The sequence below is a fragment of the Parerythrobacter aurantius genome, assembly GCF_045291475.1.
In the GTDB taxonomy this organism is placed as follows: domain Bacteria; phylum Pseudomonadota; class Alphaproteobacteria; order Sphingomonadales; family Sphingomonadaceae; genus Parerythrobacter; species Parerythrobacter aurantius.
This window is the reverse complement of sequence record NZ_CP147985.1, coordinates 256138-277937: the sequence shown is the minus strand read 5'-3', so window position 1 is coordinate 277937 and position 21800 is coordinate 256138. Positions and strand designations below refer to the sequence as shown.

Genomic DNA, 21800 nt, shown 5'->3' with positions numbered 1-21800 from the left:
CGATCAACGGGTCGGATATCGCCCGTAGTCCGGTACGAAAGCCAGTCGCGAATTGTCACCGATTGTCGCAGGGTCAGATGCGCATGAAACCCAGGTTGGAGGTCGCGAAGCGCCCGATGTTGGGTGCGACGCTCGGCAGTTCGCTGTCCGACACCCCGAACCAGCGCGCCAGTGTCGCCGAATATTCGTCGACCGAGGTGGTCGGCAGCAGCCGCCCCTGTCCCACCTGGTCGTCGGAGGTGACCGAGACCTGCGGTGCAGTGCCGTAGAACCTGCCGCCGGCGACCGCCCCGCCCATGATGAAGTGATGCGCACCCCATCCGTGGTCGCTGCCATCGCCGTTGGAGCTGAGCGTGCGGCCGAAGTCGGAGGCGGTGAAGGTTGTCACCTGGTTGGCCACGCCCAGTTCCACCGTGGCGCGGTAGAAGGCGTCCATGGCAAAATCGACCTGGCCGAGCAGGGCATCGTGGCTGCCGAGCAGGCCGTCGTGGTGGTCGAAGCCGCCGAGGCTGACGAGGAACACCTGCCGCGTGACGCCGAGCGCGGCGCGGGCCGCGATCAGCCTCGCCACGACCGACAGCTGGCCGGCCAGCCGGTTGGTGGTGCCGAAATCCGTAGTGAGGGACGCATTGCGCAAGGCATCGTTGACGAAACCGCCATAGGTGATCGAGCGCGCCATGGTCTGGGCATAGTCCGCCTCGAACACATGGCCGTTGTGCGCGCGCAGGAGACTGGTCAGCGCGTCGCGCGCCGCGGTCGAATTGTAGACGCGCCGGCTGAGACCACCGATCGTCACCGCGCCGTTGGTCGAAACCTGGTAGGGCAGGGCATTGCGGCCCGACAGGAAGACGGCGTTCCCCGTGGCGTTGATGGCGGTGAACATGGAATTGGTATTGGACGACAGCGCGAGATCGCCCATCCGCCCGCCCCAGCCGGTGACGGTTCCTTCCGGGCCGGAGCTCTGCCAGGTCGATTGCTGGTCGTTGTGCGAAAACAGCTTGGGCGGCTTGGGAAAGCTTGCGTTGTTATCGCTCTGATACTGTACCTTCGTGAGCGGGACCACCAGCGGGCCGACATTGAGTAGCGGCGCCATCACCCCCTCGTCGTAACGGGCCTTGAGGCGCGGCATCGTCGGGGCGAGGGCATAGCGGATGTCGTTCGTCAGCGTCTGGCCCTGCGGCAGGGCGAGCACAGTGTTGGCGAGGCTCGCCTGCGTCAGCGCGATGCCGCCGGTCCCGCCGCCGCCGCGGATCGCGGCGTAACGGTCGTAGTTCGGCTGGTCGACGGGAATGAGCGTGTTGGCGTAATCGTTGCCGCCGTAGAGGAAGACGCACACCAGCGCCTTGTAGCCCCCCGCCGAACTGAAGGCCGCCGCCTCGCCGATGCCCGCGAGGCCCAGCGCATAGCTCGCTGCGGAGCCCGCCACGGCCAGCTGACCTGTCCGCTGCAGGAAGGCGCGGCGTGAAATCTCGGTGTTCTTGCCGATGAACATGTCCCGCGCTCCCTTACTTCTGGACCAGGTATTCGTTGGCGACCATCACCAGCAGCACGCCGATGTGGATGCGCCGCCGCTTGGTGACATCGTCAGACGCCTGCGTAACCGCTTCGGCATTCATCGCCCCGAGGATGAGGTCGCGGGTCGCTTGCGAAAGCTGCCGGCCGGTCAGCAACAGGTCGAGCCGGTCGAGCAGGGCAGGCGCATCGTGGGCGATCGCCAGCTCGTCGGTATAGGCGGCCTTGACGTCCGACACCCAGAAGCCCGAGCCGTCGATCGTGCGCTCGATGAAGTTGACGTAACCCGCGACAGTGCTCTCGTTGACCAGCTGGAATTCCGGCGCGACGAGATTGTTGGCGGCGGCCTGGGTGTTGAGCGGCACGAAGCCGGGGCGGAAGAAATTGAACACCGAGGGCGAGCGCAGCGGCGATTGTCCCAGCCGTCCCGCACTGTCCGAGAGGTCTGGAATTTCCCAGTTCTCGCTCGCCGATGCGGCGCCAAAGGTCCGGCCCCACTGCGCGAAACGCAGCATCGGTTCGCGCAGCTTGCCGAAGCGGTTGTCGGTCAGGCCGGTCGCGGCCAGCGCCTCGTCGTCGAGCAGGATGGCCTTGAACATCGCCCGCAAATCGCCGCGCCGCCCGCTGCCGTTGTTGGCGAAAACAGCCGCCACCCGCTGGACATAGGCGGCCGAGGGATTGCTGGTGACAAGGCGCTGGATCATCTGCCTGGCAAAGAACGGCCCGGTGTTGGGATGGTTGAACAGTGTATCGAGCGTCAGCCGCAGGGTTTCCGCAGCCCCGGTTCCCGCCGGGATGGTGGTGCCGAGGAAGGTCTTGGCATCATCCGCATGGAAGCTCGTCGTGCCGGGCCGCCGCCACTTGGCCGGGTCGGCCGTCATCGGCTGGCGGACGTAACGCGGGCTCTGGACCTGGTTGGTCGAACCGGGCGCGGTGGTGAAGGTGACGCCGGTGTAATCGTAGTCGTAACCGGTGAAGGACTTCGCGATGCCCGTCACATCCTCGTTGGTGTAGGTTTCGACCGGGTTGCCGTTCGACCCAGCCCTGACAGTGCCGTCGGGGTTGAGCTGGTAGAGGCCGATGGAGAACAGCTGCATCACCTCGCGGCCGTAGTTTTCGTCCGGCACACGCCCGGTGCGCGGGTCGGCCTTGCGATTGCCCAGCGTGTTGAGGAAGACACCCATTGCCGGGTTCAGGGTCACGGCTTCCAGCAGGTCGCGGAAGTTGCCGAACGCATGGCTGTTCAACTGGTCCCAGTAATATCCCATGGCCTGGCTGCGCCAGCTTATGTCGATGCTGTTGAGCGAGACCACGAAAAACTCGGACAGGGCCAGTGCAACCCGTTTGCGCACCCCGCTGTTGCCGCTCAGCAGCTGTTTCCAGATCATCCGGTCGCCGATGCCGGAGTTGAAGTAGTACTGGTTGGAATCGACGGCGTCGTAACCGCGGGCGACGAAGAACTGTTCGGCCGTCTGGTCGTTGGCCAGCGCCATCTGGGAATCAAGCCAGGGCTCGTAGCCGCGTGCCCGCACGTCGGCGATGGCAGCGGGCGACGCGGCGAGCGAAGCGTGCAGGATGAAACGCGCGGCCTGCGCGTCGGTGTCGGGTTTCAGGAAGGTCGGCGGGGGCGTGCCGCCAGTGGGGGGACTGCCGCCGCCGGATGATCCGCCACCGCCGCAAGCCGCGACTGCGAGCGCCAGTGCCGAAGCCGCGGTGCCCTTCGCTGGAAGAGGCATCGCCCCGTCAAGGGAAACAGGCTCGGGCGGATTATCGGCCGGAAAAGCATCGTGCAAACGTGCGGCATCCGCCGCATCCAGCGTTTCGTCCCTCATTCGACCCGGCTCCCGTCCGATCCCTCGCGGCCGCCCCCATGCGACCGTCATGCCCCCGGATATGCCCGTCATCCCCTGCGGAAAATCCTACCGCATGGACTTAACCCCGTCTTTACTATGGCAAGCGGCCCGGGATAGCGACGGGACAAGTCGACAGCTTGGCGCAAAGACCGCACTGGTGGGCATGAGTTATGTTACCCGGGCAACGTTCCGGTCTGGCGCAAGGCTTCGCCCACCGCCACGGCGACCGACGATGCCATGTTCATGGAGCGCACCTCGGGCCGCATGGGTATGCGGACCAGCGCGTCGCATCCGTCTGCAACATCGGTGGGTACTCCGGCGCTTTCCTTGCCGAACAGAAGCACGTCGTCGGGCTGGAAGGCGAAGTCGTAGAGCGAACCGGACGCCTTGGTCGTGAACAGGACAAGCCGCGATCCAAGTTCGAGGCTGGCGCGAAACGCCGCGAAGCCGGGATGCCGGACCACCTCGACATGATCGATGTAGTCCATGGCTGCGCGTCGTACCCGGCGGTCGTCCCATGCAAAGCCCAGCGGCTCGATCAGGTCGATGGCCGCGCCCATGCAGGCGCCGAGCCGCATGACCGCGCCGACATTGCCGGCGATTTCGGGTTCGTAGAGGGCGATGCGCATGGCCGAGCCAGTGGCGCGGCCGGAGACGGGATGCAAGGGGGCTGTGGGCTAGCCGTTGAAATGCGCCGGGTCCGGCCCGATGCGGCCGTCCGCGCGATCCAGCGCGTCGATCCGCCGCATCTGGTCGTCGCTCAGTTCGAAGGACAGCGCGCCGAAGTTGCCGCGAATGTGATCGGGATTGGTCGAGCGCGGCAGGGTGCTGAAGCCGCTCTGGATGTGCCAGCGGATCACCACTGCGGGCGCGCTCTGGCCTGTCTCCGCCGCGATGGCCTCGATCGTGTCGTTGCCGAAGGCATTGCCCTGGCCGAGCGGCGACCAGCTTTGCGTGACGATGCCCATGGCGTCGTGCACCTCGCGCGTCGCGCGCTGCTGGAAGCCGGGATGCAGTTCGATCTGGTTGAGCGCGGGCACCACGCCGGTTTCGTCGACGATGCGCTTCAGGTCTTCCTCGCGGAAGTTGGACACGCCGATGGACTTGGCCTTGCCCTGGTCGCGCAGTTCGATCAGCGCCTTCCATGTCTCCACGAACAGCCCTTTTTCCGGGCAGGGCCAGTGGATCAGCAACATGTCGACATGCTCGCGGCCGAGCCGCGCGAGGCACTTTTCGGCTGCGGCGAGCGTCCGGTCGTATCCCTGGCTGGAGTTCCAGATCTTCGTCTGGAGGAAGATGTCGGACCATTCGCCGATGCCTTCGCCGACTTCCTTCTCGTTGCCGTAGATCGCGGCCGTGTCGATGAGCCAGTATCCCGCATCGAGCGCGGCGCGGACGCAATCGGCGGCGTCATCCGCGTCGATGTTCCAGGTGCCGAAGCCGAGTTGCGGAATCCGGCGGTCATCGTTGAGGGCGAGGGTGGGCTGGTCGGTCATGTGATCTCCTTTGAGGATCAATGGCGGGCGAGGCCGATGGTTTCCGGCTGAATGTCACGCCGCCCCATGCGCCGCTCGGCGGCAGGCGATACGTTTTCCTACAGCCCGCTGGTCCGCTAGGCATGCGCTCCCCGAAGCAGCGAGTCCGAAGGATTCGCAAAAGTGACACGATCATGCCCCGCTTTTGGTACCAAGCCTATGGAAAGCGGACAGAAATTCCCGGCGCTCGGCTTTGAAAAGCGGGGGGCTGTGTGTGACATGGGCACCCTCCCGCTTGACTCTCCGCACCCCTCCGCCCTAGGGCGCGCACCGCATTCGGGACGCGCCGCGCCCCTCCATTCCGTCCCCTGGTCGAGTCCTGTCGAAGGACCTTGTGGATCACCCCGGCAGGGGACAAGGCATATCCATGGCTAACGTAACCGTGATCGGCGCCCAGTGGGGCGATGAGGGCAAGGGCAAGATCGTCGACTGGCTGGCCGACCGCGCCGATGCCGTCGTCCGTTTCCAGGGCGGACACAACGCAGGCCACACGCTGGTGGTGGGCGACACTACCTACAAGCTGAGCCTGTTGCCGAGCGGGATCGTGACCGGAACGCTTTCCATCATCGGCAATGGCGTGGTGCTGGACCCGTGGCATCTCCGGGATGAGATCGCCAAGCTCGAGGGGCAGGGGGTCGAGATCACCACCGAGAACTTCGCCATCGCCGACAATTGCCCGCTGATCCTGCCGATCCACCGCGATCTCGACGCCTTGCGCGAAACCGCCGCCGGCGCTGGCAAGATCGGCACCACCGGGCGCGGCATCGGCCCGGCGTACGAGGACAAGGTCGGCCGCCGCGCGATCCGCGTGTGCGATCTTGCGCATCTCGACGACCTCGGCCCGCAGCTCGACCGGCTGTGCGCACACCATGACGCGCTGCGCGCCGGGTTCGGCGAGCCGCCGGTGGATCGCGAGAAACTGCTGGCCGACCTGCGCGAGATCGCGCCGTCGGTGCTGCAATATGCCCAGCCGGTGTGGAAGCGGCTGAAGAAAGTCCGCAAGGCCGGGGCGCGGATCCTGTTCGAAGGGGCGCAGGGCGTGCTGCTCGATGTGGATCACGGCACCTATCCCTTCGTCACCAGCTCCAACACCGTCAGCGGCACGGCGGCAAGCGGCAGCGGGCTCGGCCCCAATGTCACCGGTTTCGTTCTGGGGATCGTTAAGGCCTACACCACCCGCGTAGGCAGCGGGCCGTTCCCGACCGAGCTCGAGGACGAGATCGGGCAGGGCATCGGCGAGCGCGGGCACGAGTTCGGTACGGTCACGGGGCGCAAGCGCCGCGTCGGCTGGTTCGATGCGGTGATCGTGCGCCAGAGCTGCGCCATCAGCGGCGTCACCGGCATTGCCCTGACCAAGATCGACGTGCTCGACGGCTTGCCCAAGGTGAGGATCTGCACCGGGTACCGGCTGAACGGGAAGGTGCTCGACTATTTCCCCAGCCACGCCGCCAGCCAGGCCGCGGTCGAGCCGATCTACGAGGAAATGGACGGCTGGGCCGAAAGCACCGTCGGCGCGCGCAGCTGGGCCGACCTGCCAGCCAACGCGATCAAGTATATCCAGCGCGTGCAGGAACTGATCGAGACCCCGGTGGCCCTCGTCAGCACCAGCCCCCAGCGCGATGACACCATCCTGGTGCGCGATCCGTTCATGGACTAGGTGACCGCCGCAGCGCGGTCTCCTTGGCCCATTTGTAGTCCGCCTTGCCATTGGCGGCACGGGCGACGGTATCGACCACCACCAGTTGGCGCGGCATCTTGTAGCCGGCCAGCCGCGTGCGGGCGAAGTCGATGAGCGCGGGCTCGTCGATTGCGTGACCCGGCGCCGTCGAGACGACGCCGACGATCCGCTCGCCGAAGCGTTCGTCGGGTACGCCCACCACCAGCGCGTCCCACACGCTGTCATGGGCCTTGAGGGCTTCCTCGACCTCTTCGGGAAACACCTTCTCGCCGCCGGTGTTGATGCAGACCGAGCCGCGCCCGAGCAGGATCAGCGAGCCATCCGCCGCGACCTTGGCAAAGTCGCCCGGGAAGGAATAGAGGTGGCCGCCCACGGTGCGGAACGTCTTCGCGCTCTTCTCAGGGTCCTTGTAATATCCGACCGGCGTGAAGCCGCCGTTGGCGATCATGCCCGCCTTGTCGGAGCCGGGGGCGATCTCCTCGTCGTTCTCGTCGAACACCTTGGTATGCGGCCCGATCATGAAGCGCGCGGTCGGCCCCGGCGGTTCGGCGCGGCTGACGATGGAGGAGCCCATGCTGCCCTCGGTCGATCCCATCGCGTCGCGGATCTCGATGTCGAGAAGTTCGAGCAGCCCCTGCTTGGTCTCGGCCGAGAACATCGCGCCGGAGGAACCGATGGCCTTCAGCGCCGAAAGGTCCGGCGCATCCCCCCGCTCGACCGCACTGCGCAGCGCCGCGAGCATCGGCTTGGCGAAGGCGTCGCCGACGATGATGATCGCCGTCGCGCCGACCTCGGCGGCATAGCGCCACACCCGGTCGGGATCGAACCGCTCGTCGCGCAGCAGTGCTGCCGCCCCGCCGAAGCTGTGCGCGGCAAACCCGCCGAGCCACATGCCGGTGCCGTGCATCAGCGGGCAGGCAGGGAAGGCGATCGGCAGCTCGCCGCCAGCTTCGAGCATGCGGATGGCGCCGACGATGATTTCGGGCGTCGGTTCGATCTCCGGGCCGAGCAGGAATCCCGCGACCCCCTTCACGAAGTCGCCGTGGCGGTACATGACGCCCTTGGGCATGCCGGTCGTCCCGCCGGTGTAGACCATGTAGATGTCGTCCTCGCTGTAATCGAGCGGGGGCAGGGGTTCGTTGCTCGCAATGGCGGCTTCGTAGTCCACCGCGCCCGCCAGCTCTTCTCCGGTGCCGTCGTCCATACGGACGAACAGCTTCAGCTTCGGCAGCCGGTCGCGGATCGCCGCCAATTGCGGCGCGAAGCGGGCATCGAAGAACACTGCTTCGACATCGGCATTGTCGAACAGGTAGGCGAGTTCCTCCTCGACATAGCGGTAGTTGACGTTGATCGGCACCGCGCGCGCCTTGAACACCGCAAACTGCGCTTCGAGAAATTCGGGCGAATTGTGGCCATACAGGGCCACCTTGGCATCGGGCGCGATGCCATTTTCGACCAGCAACGACGCCAGCCGCGCCGCCCGCTCCTCGTACTCGCGCCAGCACCGCCGCATCCCGCCTTCGATCAGCGCGGGCTTGTCCGGCACCAGCGTGGCGACCGTTTCGAACAGCGATGCGAAATGCCAGATCATGCCCGTCTCTCCCTCGGCGCGACCAAGTGGGGCGGACTATGTGCGCGAACGCCCGGCTTGTCATCCCTGCCGGACGGCCTAGGCTGCGTGGAATGATCCGTCGGGTTGCTATCCTGGCACTGTTGCTTGTGGGCTGCGTTCCGGCGCAAGAGCCGCTGGGTACAGCCGTGCCCTCGGCAGATTTCCTGCTGGTCGACAAATCGGACAGGACGCTGGTGCTCTATCGCGGGGGCGCGGAGATACGGCGCTATGCGGGTCTCCAGTTCGGGGGCGAGCGGTTCGGCCACAAGCGGTTCGAAGGCGACGAGCGTACGCCGGAGGGGCGCTACACCATCGATACCCGCAACCCGCAAAGCGCCTATTACCTCAGCCTCCGGGTTTCCTATCCCAACGCGCAGGATCGCGCGTTTGCCGAGGAACAGGGCCGGTCGCCCGGCGGCGACATCTTCCTTCACGGCCAACCGAGCGGACTGCCATTCGGGCGCATGGCCGGTGACTGGACGGACGGTTGCATAGCCTTCTCCAATGCCGAAATGGACGAATTGTGGCGGCTGGTTCCGGACGGAACGCCGATCGAAATCCGCCGGTAGTTCTTGACCAATTCGTGCTTTGTTCTATCCCTGTTCTCAATCCAGGGAGAATCGCCATGCTTGCCGCCCAGCTCGAATACACCACATCCCGGGATGCGGCCGGACTGCCGATGGCCGTGTCGATCTTTGCGGATCGGCCGCATGTCCGCGCCCTGATCGCGGAGGATGTGGGCGGTGCGGGCTTTCGTGTCCTGCGCGAAGCGGCCCTGGGCGAGATGCTGGACGGCGCGCCCGTCGCGCTCGGCGAAATCGTGCTGCTCGATTGCCCTCAGGTCGACGCCGCGACGCTGGCGGCGCTGGCGCGGCTCGACATGCGCGTCGCCCGGAGCGGTGCGCGGCTGGTGGTCTCGACCATGCTCGATGCGCTGGAGGACGTATTCGCCTGCCTGGACCAGTCGCAACCGCGCATCCTTGTCGCGCCGACTAGGGGTGAACGCGTAGTTGCCTTGGGGCAGGAGCTGGCCAACATTGCCGGTGTGCGTGTTCGCGAGCATTCGAATGGGGACCAGGTATCCCTGCTGCGTCTGGCCGAGCAGGTGGCGGAGATTGCACGCAAGCTTGATGCGCTGGCGCCGGCAAACGATTCGGCCGCGGAACTACGGCTCCGCTCACCCAGCCGGGGCTATGCCGCGGGGGGTGACGGCGCGTTTTCGCAGAAGCTGGCTCGCACCGCCCGCCCGCCGATGCCCGATCCGCGACTGGTGCGCCAGATCATCCGCCAGCGTCAGGCGCGAAACCGCCTGTTCGAGGGCGACCTGTTTGCCGATCCGGCCTGGGATATGCTTCTCGACCTGACGGCCGCGAGGGCGGAGCATGGCCGCGTTTCTGTAACTTCGCTCTGTATCGCCAGCGGTGTTCCGCCGACCACAGCCCTGCGCTGGATCAGCCAGATGGTGGAAATGGGGATTTTCGTCCGGGTGGAGGACGAACAGGATCGTCGCCGCGCGTTCATCGCCCTGTCGGATTCCGCAGCCGATAGCATGGCCCGGTATTTTGCCGAGATCGGAACGGACGCGGGCCGGATAGTATAGGCGCTGTCAGGCGCGCCGCAGGACCACGATGATGCCTTCGAACCCGGCAGGGTCTTGGGGAAGCGGGCGGCGCAAAGCGTCAGCACGCGCTCGGTCGAGTATCGCGGGGGCGACCGCTTCGTCATGCAGTACGGTATCGGCCATGCCGAGAAGGCGTGCCTGGCGCAGGGTCAGGTCTTCCGGATCGTCGCCATGCACGGTCATGTCGAACACGCCGGTGGCGAGCGTGTCCGCCGCGCCGGTAAGCCAGCGGTCGACGCGTTCTGCACCGCCCGGGGCGAAGGGATCGAGCATGCCGCCCTCCGCCAGCGCCGCATCCAGCGCGCGGCGGCGCTTCGCGCCGTCGGGATAGCGGGCCCGCATGGCATCGCGCGCCCCGGCAAGCGTCGCTGCCAGTTCGCCCAGTGCTTGCGGAAGCAGCCGCTCAAGCCGCAGGCGCAGATGCTTGGCAAGGCCGGCGGATGCACCGCTGGTGGAAACGGCGACGAGCACGGGTTCGCGATCGAGAATGCTGGGCAGCGTGAAATCGCACAGCTCCGGCATGTCTGCGACATTGACCAGCAGACCCCTGCTTTTCAGCCGCGCCGCAGCGGCGCGCGCATCGCGCTCGCTTTCGAGCGCGATAAAGGCAAGCCGGGCATGATGGGCTTCGGCCTCCGAGCACGGGATGCCGCCGGCGCGCTCGACCAGCCGCGCCTTGGCTTCGGCCATCTCGCCATCGCCGACGACGACTACGCGGGTACCGCGGATGCGGTGGAACAGCGGCAGCGAGCCTATGCCAGCCATTCCGGCACCCGCTCCGCATCCATGATCGCGCCGGCATCGATCCGGTCGGCGACCACGGCGAACCTGTCGTCGTCGACAAGCACCTCGGCAACGAAGCCGCGCGAGTTGTAGCTCGAGGCCATGGTCGCGCCGTAGGCCCCGGCGGTGCGGAAGACCGCCAGATCGCCCGAGCCGAGCGCATCGCAATCGCGGTCCGTGGCGAATGTGTCGCCCGTCTCGCAGATCGGCCCGACGATATTGGCCAGCATCCTCTCGCCGGTCGGTTCGACCGCGTCGAAATCGTGCCACGCACCGTAAAGTGCAGGACGGGCAAGGTCGTTCATGGCCGCATCCACGATCACGAAGGGCGGGCCGTTGCCGCCGCGCTTGACCCGAACCACCCGGGTCAGCAGCACCCCGGCATTGCCGGCGATGACGCGGCCCGGCTCGAAGGTGAGGTGAACCCCCCAGTCGCGTGTGACGCGGGCAACCATTGCGCCATATTCGGCCGGTGCGGGAAGGACGTCCCCGGCCTTGTAGGGCACACCAAGACCTCCGCCGAGGTCGACATGGGTGATGGTGTGCCCTGCTGCCCGCAGGTCCAGCACCAGTTGCCCGACCTTGCCGAAGGCCGTTTCGAGCGGCCCGAGATCGGCCAGCTGGCTACCGATGTGAACCGCCACGCCGCGCAGGTCGAGGCCATCGAGCGTGGCGAGCTCGTCGAAAGTTTCCAGCGCCCGCATCAGGGGAACGCCGAACTTGTTTTCCGCCTTGCCCGTCGAGATCTTGGCATGGGTCTTCGCGTCCACGTCGGGATTGACCCGGAGGCACGCCGGCGCGCGCCGACCCAAGGCTGCCGCGAGCCCGGCCAGCTCGTAGCCTTCCTCGCGCGATTCGATATTGAACTGGCCGATGTCCTCGGCAAGGCCGAGCTGGAGTTCGGCCCGGGTCTTGCCCACGCCCGAGAAGACGATCTTGTCCGGGCTCATCCCGGCAGCCAGCGCGCGTCGCAATTCGCCGCCCGACACGACATCCGCGCCGAAGCCGGCACGCTGCAGTACCTTGAGCACGGCGAGGTTCGGATTGGATTTGACCGCAAAGGCGACGAGCTTGTGCGGCACCTCGGCCAGCGCCTCGGTAAAGACTCGGGCATGGCGTTCCAGCGTAGCGCGCGAATAGACATAAACGGGCGTGCCCACCGCCTCGGCAATCGCGGGCAGCGGGACATTCTCGGCGTGAAGCACACCGTCGCGAAGCTCGAAATGGTCCATCTGCGCCCCTTGCCGACCGGTCGCGGCGAAGTCGAGACAGCTTAGCTTGGAACAGGGGTAACTCGCCTACCCCGGATCGGGATTATTCGGGTGGTAGGTCGAACGGATCGTCTTCCCGTTCTTCCGACCGGCGACGCAATTCGACGCTGCGTTCGGGGGCCGCAAGCGTATCGGGCGCGAGCAGTTCCTCGGTGGTCGGCTCTCTTGCCGCCCCATACGGCGTGGCCGGACCGCCCGTGCCTTCGAGACGCTGCAGGTCGGCCTGCTGCCCGCAGCCTGCGAGTGCCAGCACAATGGCGGGGACGACATAGTTACGCATCATTTCTCCATCCCCAGGGCGCGGCGCGCTGCGGCGACCTGCTCCCTTACGCGAATAGGCGCCGTGCCGCCATAGGACGCGCGGGCGGCCACCGAGGCATCGAGCGTCAGCACGTCGAGGGCAGCCTCGGTAATGCGTCCGTCGATCGACTGCAGATCGTCCAGCGAGAGCTCTTCCAGCGAACAGCCTTGGCTGTCTGCCAGCTTCACCGCCGCCCCGGTGATGTGGTGCGCTTCGCGGAACGGGATATCGGCTGCCCGCACCAGCCAGTCGGCGAGATCGGTCGCGGTTGCATGGCCGAGGCCCGCCACCTGCCGCATGCGGTCCGTGCGGAAATCGGCGCCTGCGATCATGCCCTCCATCGCCGCAAGGCACAGGTCCAGCAGGCCGGCGGCTTCGAACACCGGCGGCTTGTCGTCCTGCATGTCCTTCGAATAGGCGAGCGGCAGGCCCTTCATCGTCACCATCAGCGAGGTCGCGCTGCCGACGATGCGTCCGGCATGGCCGCGCACCAGCTCGGCCGCGTCGGGGTTCTTCTTCTGCGGCATGATCGAACTGCCGGTGGAGAGGCTGTCCGGCAGGCGGACGAATCCGAAAGGCTGGCTCGCCCACAAGATCAGCTCCTCGGCGAGGCGGCTGAGGTGCAGCGCGCACTGGCTCGCGGCCATCAGGTAATCGAGCGCGAAATCGCGGTCGGAGACAGTGTCGAGGCTGTTGGCGGTCGGACGCGCGTAGCCGAGCGCCTTGGCGGTTTTCTCGCGGTCGAGCGGGAAGCCGGTCCCGGCCAGAGCCGCCGCGCCCAGCGGGCACTCGCCTGCCCGCGCCAGCGCATCGGAAAAGCGCGAGGCATCGCGCCGCAGCATCTCGTAATAGGCCAGCAGGTGATGGCCGAGCGTCACCGGCTGCGCGGTCTGCAAATGGGTGAATCCCGGCATGACGCTGGCGGCATGTTCGCCCGCCCGCGTCACTAGTGCGCGTTGCAGCGCATCTATGCCCGCCAAGGCCCGCGTCATCGCCTCGCGCACCCACAGCTTGAAGTCGGTGGCCACCTGGTCGTTGCGGCTGCGCGCCGTGTGCAGGCGACCAGCGACAGGGCCGACCAGTTCGGTCAGCCGCGCCTCGACGGTCATGTGGATGTCTTCGAGGTTCCAATCCTCGGGCACGCCATCGGCCTCGTACTCAGCGGCGATCCTGGCGAGCCCGGCGTCGATCTGCGCAGCGTCCTCCGCACTGACAATGCCCTGCTGCGCCAACATGGCGACATGCGCGCGCGATCCGGCAATGTCCTGCCGCCACAGCGCCTTGTCGAACGGGATCGAGGCGTTGATCTCGCGCATGATCGCGCTCGGCCCCTCGGCAAAGCGGCCGCCCCACATCTGATTGGAACCCATGGTATCCGGCTTGTCGTTCACGTCGGCTCGATCCCGTGCTGCTCGCGGGTGGCGATAGGGCGGGGTGGCGCATGGCGCAAGGAGGCGGTGATGGTGGGCGCTGACGGGCTCGAACCGCCGACCCTCTCGGTGTAAACGAGATGCTCTACCAACTGAGCTAAGCGCCCGGGCCGTGTGGCCGGTGCGGGGCACATAGCGCCACACGGGTTAATTTCAACACCCGATCTGGTTCAGCCCGGCTTGCGCACGGTCATGACCATGCTTTTCCAGAGATACGGCAGCCGACCGACACCGCCGAAGCCGGCCGGCACGAATCCCTGTGCGGCGAGCAATTGGCCCAAAGTATCGCGGCTCCAGAACTTGATATGCCCACCGTGCCACAGTGCGGTGTGATGATGGTCCCACTTCCCCAGTACGGCCAGGGCGAGGTTCTTCAAGTAGCCGTGGTAGGGCGTGGTAACGATGAAGTGCCCGCCCGGCTTGAGTGCCTCCCAAGCGAAGCGGGCGAGTTGGTGCGGGGCATAGAGATGTTCGATGACTTCGGTGCTTACCACGGCATCGAAGGGTGCGCCGGAAGCGCTGGAGCCAGGGCTGGCGAAATCGGCGACAGCGAAACGAACGTCCGGATGCTTTGCGGCGGCGATTGCGATCCCGCCCGCGTCGCCGTCGACACCGGTCACGGCAAATCCTTCGCGCGCCAGCAGCCCGGTGATCGAGCCATTCCCGCATCCAGCGTCGAGGACGCTTCTGGCCCCGATCGCGCGAAGGCACCGCAGGATTTCGGGCGCGATGTAACCGCTCGATTGGGGATCGTTGCCGTCCCAGCCATAGTCATCGGCGCGTTCGCTCATGGCCCGTCCCATGCGCGAAGCTCGACCTCGTGGCAATCCGCTTGTCGGGCGGACGTCGGGTGCGATAGGGGGCGGGCATGGCTCCTCCCCGCATCCGCATCCTTGCCACCGGCGGCACCATCGCCGGCAGTGGCGGCTCGGCTTTCGGAAGCGGATACACGCCCGGGCAAATCTCGGTCGAACACATGGTGGCCGAGATCAAGGCGCTGGGGATCGACGCGGCGCTCGACCCGGTCGCCATCGCCAGCATCGGTTCGCAGGATATCGGCTGGGCCGAATGGAACCGTATCCACGCCGAGGTCCTGCGGGCGCAGGCCGATGACAGCGTTTGCGGCGTGATCATCACCCACGGGACCGACACGGCGGAGGAAACCGCACTGCTGCTCGATCTGACGATCGACGCCGGCAAGCCCGTGGTGCTTGTCGGCGCCATGCGTCCCGCCAATGCGGTCGGCAGCGACGGTATGCGCAACTTCGCCAACGGGGTGCGGGTGGCGAGCGATTCTGCCTCGGCAGCGCGGGGCGTGCTGGTGGTGATGGGCGACACGGTGTTCGCGTCGAGCGACGTGCGCAAGGCCGCAACCAGCAATATCGATGCCTTCAAGGGCTTCCCGCGCGGTCCGCTGGCGCGGGTCACACCGACGAGCCTCGACTGGTTCGGTCCGGCGGCGCGCGTGGGCGAGAAGGCGCGGTTCGCATGGCCCGAGCGGCTGCCGCGAATCGCGATCCTGACCGCCGGGGCGGGCATGGATGCCAAGCCGGTCGAGGCGCTGCTCGGTATCGGCTGCGAAGGCATGGTGCTGGCCGGGATGGGACAGGGCAACGCGCCGCGCGTGGTGCTCGACGCGCTGCAGGCTGCGGTAGCAGCTGGGGTGCCGGTGGTGCGATCGAGCCGGGTCGACGAGGGAATGGTCGACCGCAATGTGGAGGTGGACGACGATGCGCGCGGATTGGTGGCCGCACGCGCGCTGGGTCCGGCAAAGGCGCGGATCCTGCTGGCCCTGCTGGTCGCGCACGGGATCACCGATCCCGCCGCGATCCAGGCAGAGTTCGACCGGCGTTAGCTCCAGGGCGTGACGAGGTATTTTTCGCCGGTCTTCATGGCGCGATAATCGATGACCGCTTCCTTTGTCAGCATCTCCTCCAGGTTGACTTTGCGCTTGTAGCTGCTGGCGAATGTCGTCGTGATGTTGCTGAGCACGCGCTGGCGCATCCGCATCATCGTTTCCATGCCGGCCTGCTGCAGGAACGGGGTCAGCAGCCAGCCCGATAGCGTCCAGCCAAAGCCATAGCTGGGGGTCAGGATGGTCGGCCCCATGTCGAGCCGGCCGTAGATGAACATCCGCTTCGGCTGGTTCGAGCCGTAGCGCGAATACTCGGTCATCTTGCTGACCGCGACCTGCTCCATTGCCTTGAAGGCCGTGTCGGTCGCCTGTCCGCCGCCGATCGGGTCGAAGCCGTAGAAGGCGTCGGTCGCGTCAATCGCTTCGCGCAACTGCTTCATGAAATCGGGGTCGGACGAGTTGACCACCCACTTCGCACCGAGTCCCTTGAGCATGTCGACGTGCTCGGCCTTGCGGACGATGTTGACCAGCTCGATACCGTCTTCCTGGCAGATCTTGATCAGCATCTGGCCGAGGTTCGAGGCCGCGGCGGTGTGGAGGATGGCCTTCTGACCGTCCATCTTCGCGTTCTCGACGAAGCCCAGCGCGGTCATCGGGTTGACGAAGGCCGAGGCGCCGTCCTCGGCACTGACGTCGCCCAGCGGCAGGCACATCATCGCATCGGCGATGCAGTACTGGCTGTAGGCATTGCCCGGGACGCAGGCGACGCGCTGGCCCATCAGCGCACTGGCCATGTCGCTGTCACCGGTGGCGACGACCGTGCCCGCGCCCTCGTTACCGGCGGGAAGCTTCGCCCCGTGGCGCGCCTTGGAGCCGGTGTTGAACGGCTCCGGCATGGTGGCGACGTATTTGCCGGGCGAATAGGCCGCGTTCTCGAGGTCCGCTGCGCCGGTCAGGATCGCAAGGTCGGAGGGGTTGATCGGGGCCGCTTCCATCTTGACGAGCACCTGGTTGCCGGTCGGTTCGGGGAAGGTCACGTCCTCGATCGCGACAGTGAGGGTGCCGTCCGCTTCGAGCGTGGTGAAAAGCTGTTTGCCGGTGGTCATGTGATGTCTCCCAAGATCGAGTCCCATGCGGGTTGTCGGTTTCGCTACGCTCGCAATGACGGGATGTGAAGGGTGACGTTACGTCAGCTCTCGCCCGGATAGACCGCCTCGACGAAATAAAGCCCATGTGGCGGAGCGTTGAGGCCGAGCGCTTGCCGCTCGCGCGCCGCCAGCGCTTCCGCAACCTGTTCCTCGCGCCAGCGGCCCATGCCGACGAGGGCGAGACAGCCGACCATGCTGCGGACCTGGTGATGGAGGAAGCTGCGCGCTGCGGCGTGGATCAGCACATTCTCGCCGTCTCGCTCGACATCGAGCCGGTCGAGCGTCTTGACCGGGCTTTGTGCCTGGCAATGGGCTGAGCGGAAGGTGGTGAAGTCATGGCGCCCTACCAGCGCCTGTGCCGCGCAATGCATGGCCTCGTGGTCGAGCTCCTGCGGCACTTGCCACGCCCGGTTCAGTTCCAGCGTCAGCGGCGCGCGGCGGTTGGCGATACGATAAACATAGCTGCGCCCGATGCAGCTGAAGCGGGCATGCCAGTCATCGGGCACTGCCTCGCAATGGGTCACCGCTATGGGGTCCGGTCGCAGGTGCGCGTTGAGCGCCTCCATCATGCGGAACGGGGTGAGGCTGCTCCCCACATCGAAATGGCTGCGCATGGCGAGGGCATGGACCCCGGTATCGGTCCGCCCGGCGCTGTGCAGCGTCACCTGCGCCCCCGTGACGGCTTGGGCCGCTTCCTCGACCGCTTGCTGCACGCTCGGCCCATGCGCCTGCCGCTGCAGGCCCTGGAACGGCGTGCCGTCGAACTCGAGGGTCAGCGCGAACCGGGTCACGCGAGGACTGTGCCCGCCATGACCGGGTTGCCGCGCAGGAAGTCGCCCAGGTCCATCGCCGGCTTGCCGGCCCGCTGGAGCCGTTCGGGGCGGATGGCGCCGGTGCCGCAGGCGATGGTGAACCGGTCGTCGAGCACCTTGCCGGGGGTGCCGTTGCCGTCGACCACCACGGCCCGCAGCAGCTTCACCCGCTCGCCCTCGATCTCGCACCATGCGCCGGGGAAGGGGGCGAGGCCGTGGATGTGGCGAACGACCTGTTCGGCGGGTAGCGACCAGTCGATCCGGGCTTCGGCCTTGTCGATCTTGGGGGCGTAGGTCGCGTATTCGTCGTCCTGTGAGACCGCGACATGCTTGCCCAGTTCGCGCAGGGTCTCGACCATCAGGTTTGCGCCCAGCTCGGCCAATTCCTCGGTCAGTTCGCCCGTGGTCTTGCCATCCACCGGCGTGCGGATTGTCGCCAGCATCGGTCCGGTGTCGAGTCCGGCCTCCATCTGCATGATGGTGACGCCGGTCACCGGGTCGCCCGCCATGATCGCCCGGTGGATCGGCGCCGCGCCGCGCCAGCGCGGCAGGATCGAGGCGTGGACGTTGAGACAGCCATGCTGGGGCGCATCGAGCACCGGCCGCGGCAGGATCAGGCCATAGGCCGCGACCACCGCGATATCCGCCCCGAGCGAAGCGAACGCTGCCTGCTCCTCTGGCGACCTGAGCGACTTGGGCGAGCGAACCTCGATCCCCAGCTCCTCGGCAGCATTCTGCACGGGCGAGGGCTGCAGCCTCTTGCCCCGGCCGGCCGGACGCGGCGGCTGGGTATAGGCGGCGACCACGTCATGCCCCGCTGCCACCAGCGCGCGCAGCGTCGGCACGGCGAAATCCGGGGTTCCCATGAAAATGATACGCATAAGGGGCGCGGCAGCCTTTCGTTCGTTTGGCGCTGCCCCTATCTCTCCGCCCATGGCATCGCAAGAGATCGAGCAGCTGGCCTCCGCCCTCGCGCGGCTTCCCGGCCTCGGCCCGCGCTCGGCGCGGCGGGCGGTGCTGTGGCTGGTCAAGCGCCGCGACAGCGCGCTGCCCGCACTGCTCGAAGCCCTGGAGGCGGTGCAGGACCGGCTGGTCGAATGCGGCACCTGCGGCAATGTCGACACGCAGGACCCCTGTGGCATCTGCACCGACCCGCGCCGCGACCAGCGCTCGCTCTGCGTGGTCGAGGATGTGGCCGATCTGTGGGCGCTCGACCGGGCCAAGCTCTACACCGGGCGTTACCACGTGCTCGGCGGCAAGCTCTCTGCATTGGACGGGGTGAGGCCGGAAGACCTCAACATCGCCAGCCTGCTCGGCCGGGTCGAGGAGGGCGGGATCGACGAGGTCGTGCTCGCCATGAACGCCACACTGGAGGGGCAGACCACCAGCCACTACCTCGCCGAGCGGCTGGAGGCCTTCCCGGTGCGGATCACCCAGCTGGCCCACGGCCTGCCGGTGGGAGGCGAGCTCGACTATCTCGACGAAGGGACATTGGCGCAGGCCCTGCGGGCGAGGCGACCGGTCGGCTGATCGCTCACTCTGATCGAAAGCCATCGCTTGCAGCGGGCGCGGGCAGCGCCTAAATCACCTCCATGGCTATTCGCGAAATCCTGGAAGTGCCGGACCCCCGGCTGAAAGTCGTGTCCGAACCCGTGACCGAGTTCGATGACGAGCTGCGCACGCTGGTCGAGGACATGTTCGAAACGATGTATGATGCCCCCGGTATCGGCCTTGCGGCGATCCAGGTCGGCGTGCCCAAGCGCGTGCTGGTGATCGACCTCCAGCCCGACGATCCCGATGCCGAGCCGGAAGAATGCTACCATGACGGGCACAAGCACTACCACCAGCCCACCAGGCGCGAGCCGCGGGTGTTCGTGAATCCGGAAATTCTCGATCCTGCCGAAGAAATGGCAACCTATCAGGAAGGCTGCCTCTCGGTCCCCGAGATCTATGCCGATGTCGATCGCCCGGCAACCTGCACGGTCCGTTACCAGGATCTCGACGGCAAAGTGCATACGGAGGCAATGGAAGGCCTGATGGCAACCTGCATCCAGCACGAGATGGACCACCTTGAGGGCATCCTGTTCATCGACCATCTCAGCCGCCTGAAGCGCGGCATGGCGCTCAAGAAGCTGCAGAAACTGCGCGCAGCCTGATTGCAGTCCGGACACGAAAAGCCCCGCAAGAATGCGGGGCTTTTTTGTCTCTCGGAGAGCGCCTCTTCAGGCTTTTGCGAGCATTCCTTCCAGCGCCTTCTGGCAATCGTCGGCGCATTCGCGGCACATCTTGGCGCAACGGCGGCAATGGTCGTTGTCGTGCTTGCCGCACTCGTCGATGCAGGCCTCGCAGGCGATAATGCAGGCGCGCAGCTGGGCCTCGATCACCGCGACATTGCCGGCCGTCCGGCGGGTTGCGACGCGATAGGTCGCGGTGCAGACGTCGGCGCAGTCCATGCAGCGACGGATGCAGGCAGCCATATCCATGTCCTCTGCGCTGCACGCGTCGGCACAGCTGTTGCAGATCGCCGCACAATACATGGCGTGCTTCACCGCTTCTGCCAGCTGCTCGTTATAGTCGGACCCGACCTGCGGGTGTTCCTTGATCATTTCCTTGATCGACATGACAGAATTCTCCTTCTCTAGGAGAGCGAACAGGGTGGGGGATTGGTTCCGAAAGCCGCTTGGCGTAGGAATCTGTTCCGACTATGTTCCCCAAATGGATCCCATGCTTCTCATCATCGTCGCCCTGCTTGCGGGACTTGCCGTCGGAGCCCTTGGCGGGTGGTTTGCCGGTTCACGCCCCGCTGGCGAACTGCGGGATCGCCTGACCGAAGCCGAGAAGGCGGCGGGCGAGCAGGAAGCCGAATTCAAGCGCGCCATTGCCGAGCTGGGGCAGGCGCGAATCGAGGTCGCGACCTTGCAGGCCAATGCCGCCAGCTTCGACAAGCAGATCGCGGCGATGAAGGAAGCGCGCGAGGAGATGCTGGCGCAATTCAAGGCGGTCGGCGGCGAGGTGCTGTCGCGCAGCCAGGAGGAATTCCTCAAGCGCGCCGAAGAACGGCTGGGCCATTCGGAGAAGGCGAGCGAGGAAAAGCTGCGCGCATTGCTGGCTCCGGTCGGCGACCGGCTGAAGAGCTACGAGGAACAGGTCAAGACGCTGGAGGAAAAGCGCGTCGATGCCTTCGGGCAGCTTGCCGGGGTGATCGAGCAGATGCGGCAGGGGCAGGAGCAGGTGCGGCGCGAGGCGCAGCGACTAGGCAATTCGCTCACCAACGCCCCCAAAGCGCGCGGGCGCTGGGGCGAGCGAGCGCTGCAGAACCTGCTCGAACAGTGCGGCCTCGCCGAACACACCGATTTCATGATGGAGCATTCCATCGATACCGAGGACGGGCGGCTGCGCCCCGACGCGATTGTGCGGATCCCCGGCGGCAAGATGCTGGTGATCGACTCCAAGGTCTCACTCAACGCCTACCAGGAAGCGTTCGAGGCGGGTGACGAGGATACCCGCGCCCGGGCGATGGGCGAGCACGTCCGATCGATGCGCGGCCATGTCCAGACGCTCGGCGCCAAGAGCTACCAGAGCCAGTTCGAGGACGCGCCCGACTATGTCGTGATGTTCGTGCCGGGCGAACATTTCGTCGCCGCCGCGCTCGAGCATGATCCCGAGCTGTGGAATTTCGCCTTCGACAAGAGGGTGTTGCTGGCGACTCCTACCAATCTGGTGGCGATCGCGCGGACGGTGGCGCAGGTCTGGCGGCAGGATGGCCTCGCGCGTGAGGCGCAGGAGATCGGCCGGATGGGGGCGGAACTCTACGATCGGCTGGCTACGGCTGCTGAACACCTGAAGCGTGTCGGCGGCGGGCTGGAAAGCGCGGTCAACAATTACAACAAGTTCGTCGGCTCTTTTGAAAGAAACGTACTGTCCTCGGGCAAGCGCCTCGCTGACAAGGGTATCGAGATCGGCAAGCGCGAGATCGAAGATGTGCCGCTGGTGGAAAGCGCGCCTCGCTATACCTCGGGCGACCTGCTGGCGGATGCGCGCGAAGACTAGCGATGGCAGGGCCCGGCCGCGGCCTGCGGCCACCACATCCTGTCGTTACCAACATATGTTAAGGCGGCTTCTCTCCCAGCCCCTATAGCGGCCCGTCGGGAGGGTCGCTTGCGCAACTACATGCTTGTCTTCGAAGGGGACGGGCCGGGTGACAGGGAGAGCCTGTCTTTCCGGGCGCTGTCGCTCGAAAGCGCGCTGGAAGTCGCGAAGAAATCCGCGGTCGGCGAATGGGCCGAGCTGCACGAGGACGGCCAGCCTGTGTGCCGGATGCAGCTGATCGACGCGAGCGGCGTCTGGCGCGTCAGCCGGGCGGGATCGCGGAGCTGACCGCCGTCCGCG

The 21800-nt window shown here is 66.5% G+C and carries 22 protein-coding genes and 1 tRNA gene; 8 read left to right on the top strand and 15 right to left on the bottom strand.

All coding sequences use genetic code 11. The annotated features are described in order from the left end of the window. Positions 1 to 73 precede the first annotated feature (73 nt). From WAB17_RS01460 to WAB17_RS01445, 4 genes are all read right to left on the bottom strand, one after another. Positions 74 to 1492 (bottom strand): DUF1501 domain-containing protein, encoded by a 1419-nt coding sequence (locus WAB17_RS01460; protein ID WP_435418271.1) that lies wholly within the window; start codon positions 1490 to 1492, stop codon positions 74 to 76. Positions 1493 to 1505: 13 nt separating this feature from the next. Further along, a complete protein-coding gene (locus WAB17_RS01455; protein WP_435418270.1) occupies positions 1506 to 3344 on the bottom strand; it encodes a DUF1800 domain-containing protein in 1839 nt (612 codons plus the stop codon). 194 nt (positions 3345 to 3538) lie between these two features. Then, entirely contained in the window at positions 3539 to 3994 is a 456-nt protein-coding gene (locus tag WAB17_RS01450) for a tRNA (cytidine(34)-2'-O)-methyltransferase (protein WP_435418269.1), read from the bottom strand. A 48-nt stretch (positions 3995 to 4042) separates the two neighbouring features. Then, a complete protein-coding gene (locus WAB17_RS01445) occupies positions 4043 to 4861 on the bottom strand; it encodes an aldo/keto reductase (protein WP_435418268.1) in 819 nt (272 codons plus the stop codon). 406 nt (positions 4862 to 5267) lie between these two features. Between WAB17_RS01445 and WAB17_RS01440 the strand changes: the two genes are divergently transcribed. Then, positions 5268 to 6557, top strand: coding sequence for an adenylosuccinate synthase (locus WAB17_RS01440; RefSeq protein ID WP_435418267.1), 1290 nt, complete (start codon positions 5268 to 5270; stop codon positions 6555 to 6557). Here WAB17_RS01440 and WAB17_RS01435 read toward each other — a convergent pair. Continuing rightward, entirely contained in the window at positions 6547 to 8169 is a 1623-nt protein-coding gene (locus tag WAB17_RS01435; RefSeq protein WP_435418266.1) for an acyl-CoA synthetase, read from the bottom strand. The two genes, WAB17_RS01440 and WAB17_RS01435, sit on opposite strands and share 11 nt — an antisense overlap. Positions 8170 to 8261: 92 nt before the next feature. Between WAB17_RS01435 and WAB17_RS01430 the strand changes: the two genes are divergently transcribed. Both WAB17_RS01430 and WAB17_RS01425 read left to right on the top strand, forming a co-directional pair. After that, entirely contained in the window at positions 8262 to 8759 is a 498-nt protein-coding gene (locus WAB17_RS01430) for a L,D-transpeptidase family protein (protein ID WP_435418265.1), read from the top strand. Positions 8760 to 8815: 56 nt separating this feature from the next. Then, positions 8816 to 9790 carry a MarR family transcriptional regulator gene (locus WAB17_RS01425; RefSeq protein WP_435418264.1) on the top strand — a complete coding sequence of 325 codons (975 nt, stop codon included), beginning with the start codon at positions 8816 to 8818 and terminating at the stop codon, positions 9788 to 9790. 6 nt (positions 9791 to 9796) lie between these two features. Here the strand turns inward: WAB17_RS01425 and WAB17_RS01420 are convergent, their stop codons facing one another. The 6 genes from WAB17_RS01420 to WAB17_RS01395 form a co-directional block, all read right to left on the bottom strand. Then, positions 9797 to 10576, bottom strand: coding sequence for an NAD(P)-dependent oxidoreductase (locus tag WAB17_RS01420; protein WP_435418263.1), 780 nt, complete (start codon positions 10574 to 10576; stop codon positions 9797 to 9799). Continuing rightward, on the bottom strand, positions 10564 to 11826 hold the full coding sequence (gene lysA, locus WAB17_RS01415) for a diaminopimelate decarboxylase (protein WP_435418262.1): 1263 nt from the start codon (positions 11824 to 11826) through the stop codon (positions 10564 to 10566). The genes WAB17_RS01420 and lysA overlap by 13 nt, the downstream gene beginning before the upstream one ends. 82 nt (positions 11827 to 11908) lie before the next feature. After that, positions 11909 to 12148: a hypothetical protein gene (locus tag WAB17_RS01410; RefSeq protein WP_435418261.1), complete on the bottom strand. Its 240-nt coding sequence runs from the start codon at positions 12146 to 12148 to the stop codon at positions 11909 to 11911. Continuing rightward, positions 12145 to 13482 carry an argininosuccinate lyase gene (gene argH, locus WAB17_RS01405; RefSeq protein WP_435419409.1) on the bottom strand — a complete coding sequence of 446 codons (1338 nt, stop codon included), beginning with the start codon at positions 13480 to 13482 and terminating at the stop codon, positions 12145 to 12147. Before argH ends, WAB17_RS01410 begins: the two co-directional genes overlap by 4 nt. A gap of 145 nt (positions 13483 to 13627) precedes the next feature. Beyond that, a tRNA-Val gene (locus WAB17_RS01400) sits at positions 13628 to 13703 on the bottom strand. Positions 13704 to 13766: 63 nt separating this feature from the next. Further along, positions 13767 to 14387, bottom strand: a complete 621-nt coding sequence (locus WAB17_RS01395) for a class I SAM-dependent methyltransferase (protein ID WP_435418260.1) — start codon at positions 14385 to 14387, stop codon at positions 13767 to 13769. A gap of 77 nt (positions 14388 to 14464) precedes the next feature. Here WAB17_RS01395 and WAB17_RS01390 point away from each other — a divergent pair, with 77 nt between their 5' ends. Continuing rightward, positions 14465 to 15451, top strand: coding sequence for an asparaginase (locus tag WAB17_RS01390; RefSeq protein WP_435418259.1), 987 nt, complete (start codon positions 14465 to 14467; stop codon positions 15449 to 15451). Here the strand turns inward: WAB17_RS01390 and WAB17_RS01385 are convergent. The 3 genes from WAB17_RS01385 to fmt form a co-directional block, all read right to left on the bottom strand. Continuing rightward, positions 15448 to 16557 (bottom strand): zinc-binding dehydrogenase, encoded by a 1110-nt coding sequence (locus tag WAB17_RS01385; protein ID WP_435418258.1) that lies wholly within the window; start codon positions 16555 to 16557, stop codon positions 15448 to 15450. The two genes, WAB17_RS01390 and WAB17_RS01385, sit on opposite strands and share 4 nt — an antisense overlap. An 83-nt stretch (positions 16558 to 16640) precedes the next feature. Beyond that, on the bottom strand, positions 16641 to 17390 hold the full coding sequence (gene truA, locus WAB17_RS01380; RefSeq protein WP_435418257.1) for a tRNA pseudouridine(38-40) synthase TruA: 750 nt from the start codon (positions 17388 to 17390) through the stop codon (positions 16641 to 16643). Further along, the gene (gene fmt, locus WAB17_RS01375; protein ID WP_435418256.1) at positions 17387 to 18292 is read right to left on the bottom strand and encodes a methionyl-tRNA formyltransferase; all 906 of its coding nucleotides are present in this window, start codon (positions 18290 to 18292) and stop codon (positions 17387 to 17389) included. Before fmt ends, truA begins: the two co-directional genes overlap by 4 nt. A 52-nt stretch (positions 18293 to 18344) precedes the next feature. On the opposite strand from fmt, the gene recR reads away from it, so the two are divergent. Together recR and def are read left to right on the top strand one after the other, a co-directional pair. Further along, positions 18345 to 18941: a recombination mediator RecR gene (recR, locus tag WAB17_RS01370; protein ID WP_435418255.1), complete on the top strand. Its 597-nt coding sequence runs from the start codon at positions 18345 to 18347 to the stop codon at positions 18939 to 18941. A gap of 62 nt (positions 18942 to 19003) precedes the next feature. Beyond that, entirely contained in the window at positions 19004 to 19567 is a 564-nt protein-coding gene (gene def / locus WAB17_RS01365) for a peptide deformylase (RefSeq protein WP_435418254.1), read from the top strand. Positions 19568 to 19633: 66 nt separating this feature from the next. On the opposite strand, the gene WAB17_RS01360 is transcribed toward def, so the two are convergent. Then, positions 19634 to 20032 (bottom strand): four-helix bundle copper-binding protein, encoded by a 399-nt coding sequence (locus WAB17_RS01360; protein WP_435418253.1) that lies wholly within the window; start codon positions 20030 to 20032, stop codon positions 19634 to 19636. 94 nt (positions 20033 to 20126) lie between these two features. Here WAB17_RS01360 and rmuC point away from each other — a divergent pair, with 94 nt between their 5' ends. Both rmuC and WAB17_RS01350 read left to right on the top strand, forming a co-directional pair. Further along, the gene (gene rmuC / locus WAB17_RS01355; protein WP_435418252.1) at positions 20127 to 21461 is read left to right on the top strand and encodes a DNA recombination protein RmuC; all 1335 of its coding nucleotides are present in this window, start codon (positions 20127 to 20129) and stop codon (positions 21459 to 21461) included. Between the two features lie 120 nt (positions 21462 to 21581). After that, entirely contained in the window at positions 21582 to 21788 is a 207-nt protein-coding gene (locus WAB17_RS01350) for a hypothetical protein (protein ID WP_435418251.1), read from the top strand. Positions 21789 to 21800 lie beyond the last annotated feature (12 nt).

What these genes read in the sequence shown, in the direction of transcription:
- WAB17_RS01460 (WP_435418271.1), bottom strand. Translation starts at nt 1,492, where the DNA reads ATGTTCATCGGCAAGAACACCGAGATTTCACGCCGCGCCTTCCTGCAG.
- WAB17_RS01455 (WP_435418270.1), bottom strand. Translation starts at nt 3,344, where the DNA reads ATGAGGGACGAAACGCTGGATGCGGCGGATGCCGCACGTTTGCACGAT.
- WAB17_RS01450 (WP_435418269.1), bottom strand. Translation starts at nt 3,994, where the DNA reads ATGCGCATCGCCCTCTACGAACCCGAAATCGCCGGCAATGTCGGCGCG.
- WAB17_RS01445 (WP_435418268.1), bottom strand. Translation starts at nt 4,861, where the DNA reads ATGACCGACCAGCCCACCCTCGCCCTCAACGATGACCGCCGGATTCCG.
- WAB17_RS01440 (WP_435418267.1), top strand. Translation starts at nt 5,268, where the DNA reads ATGGCTAACGTAACCGTGATCGGCGCCCAGTGGGGCGATGAGGGCAAG.
- WAB17_RS01435 (WP_435418266.1), bottom strand. Translation starts at nt 8,169, where the DNA reads ATGATCTGGCATTTCGCATCGCTGTTCGAAACGGTCGCCACGCTGGTG.
- WAB17_RS01430 (WP_435418265.1), top strand. Translation starts at nt 8,262, where the DNA reads ATGATCCGTCGGGTTGCTATCCTGGCACTGTTGCTTGTGGGCTGCGTT.
- WAB17_RS01425 (WP_435418264.1), top strand. Translation starts at nt 8,816, where the DNA reads ATGCTTGCCGCCCAGCTCGAATACACCACATCCCGGGATGCGGCCGGA.
- WAB17_RS01420 (WP_435418263.1), bottom strand. Translation starts at nt 10,576, where the DNA reads ATGGCTGGCATAGGCTCGCTGCCGCTGTTCCACCGCATCCGCGGTACC.
- lysA (WP_435418262.1), bottom strand. Translation starts at nt 11,826, where the DNA reads ATGGACCATTTCGAGCTTCGCGACGGTGTGCTTCACGCCGAGAATGTC.
- WAB17_RS01410 (WP_435418261.1), bottom strand. Translation starts at nt 12,148, where the DNA reads ATGATGCGTAACTATGTCGTCCCCGCCATTGTGCTGGCACTCGCAGGC.
- argH (WP_435419409.1), bottom strand. Translation starts at nt 13,482, where the DNA reads ATGCGCGAGATCAACGCCTCGATCCCGTTCGACAAGGCGCTGTGGCGG.
- WAB17_RS01395 (WP_435418260.1), bottom strand. Translation starts at nt 14,387, where the DNA reads ATGAGCGAACGCGCCGATGACTATGGCTGGGACGGCAACGATCCCCAA.
- WAB17_RS01390 (WP_435418259.1), top strand. Translation starts at nt 14,465, where the DNA reads ATGGCTCCTCCCCGCATCCGCATCCTTGCCACCGGCGGCACCATCGCC.
- WAB17_RS01385 (WP_435418258.1), bottom strand. Translation starts at nt 16,557, where the DNA reads ATGACCACCGGCAAACAGCTTTTCACCACGCTCGAAGCGGACGGCACC.
- fmt (WP_435418256.1), bottom strand. Translation starts at nt 18,292, where the DNA reads ATGCGTATCATTTTCATGGGAACCCCGGATTTCGCCGTGCCGACGCTG.
- recR (WP_435418255.1), top strand. Translation starts at nt 18,345, where the DNA reads ATGGCATCGCAAGAGATCGAGCAGCTGGCCTCCGCCCTCGCGCGGCTT.
- def (WP_435418254.1), top strand. Translation starts at nt 19,004, where the DNA reads ATGGCTATTCGCGAAATCCTGGAAGTGCCGGACCCCCGGCTGAAAGTC.
- WAB17_RS01360 (WP_435418253.1), bottom strand. Translation starts at nt 20,032, where the DNA reads ATGTCGATCAAGGAAATGATCAAGGAACACCCGCAGGTCGGGTCCGAC.
- rmuC (WP_435418252.1), top strand. Translation starts at nt 20,127, where the DNA reads ATGGATCCCATGCTTCTCATCATCGTCGCCCTGCTTGCGGGACTTGCC.
- WAB17_RS01350 (WP_435418251.1), top strand. Translation starts at nt 21,582, where the DNA reads ATGCTTGTCTTCGAAGGGGACGGGCCGGGTGACAGGGAGAGCCTGTCT.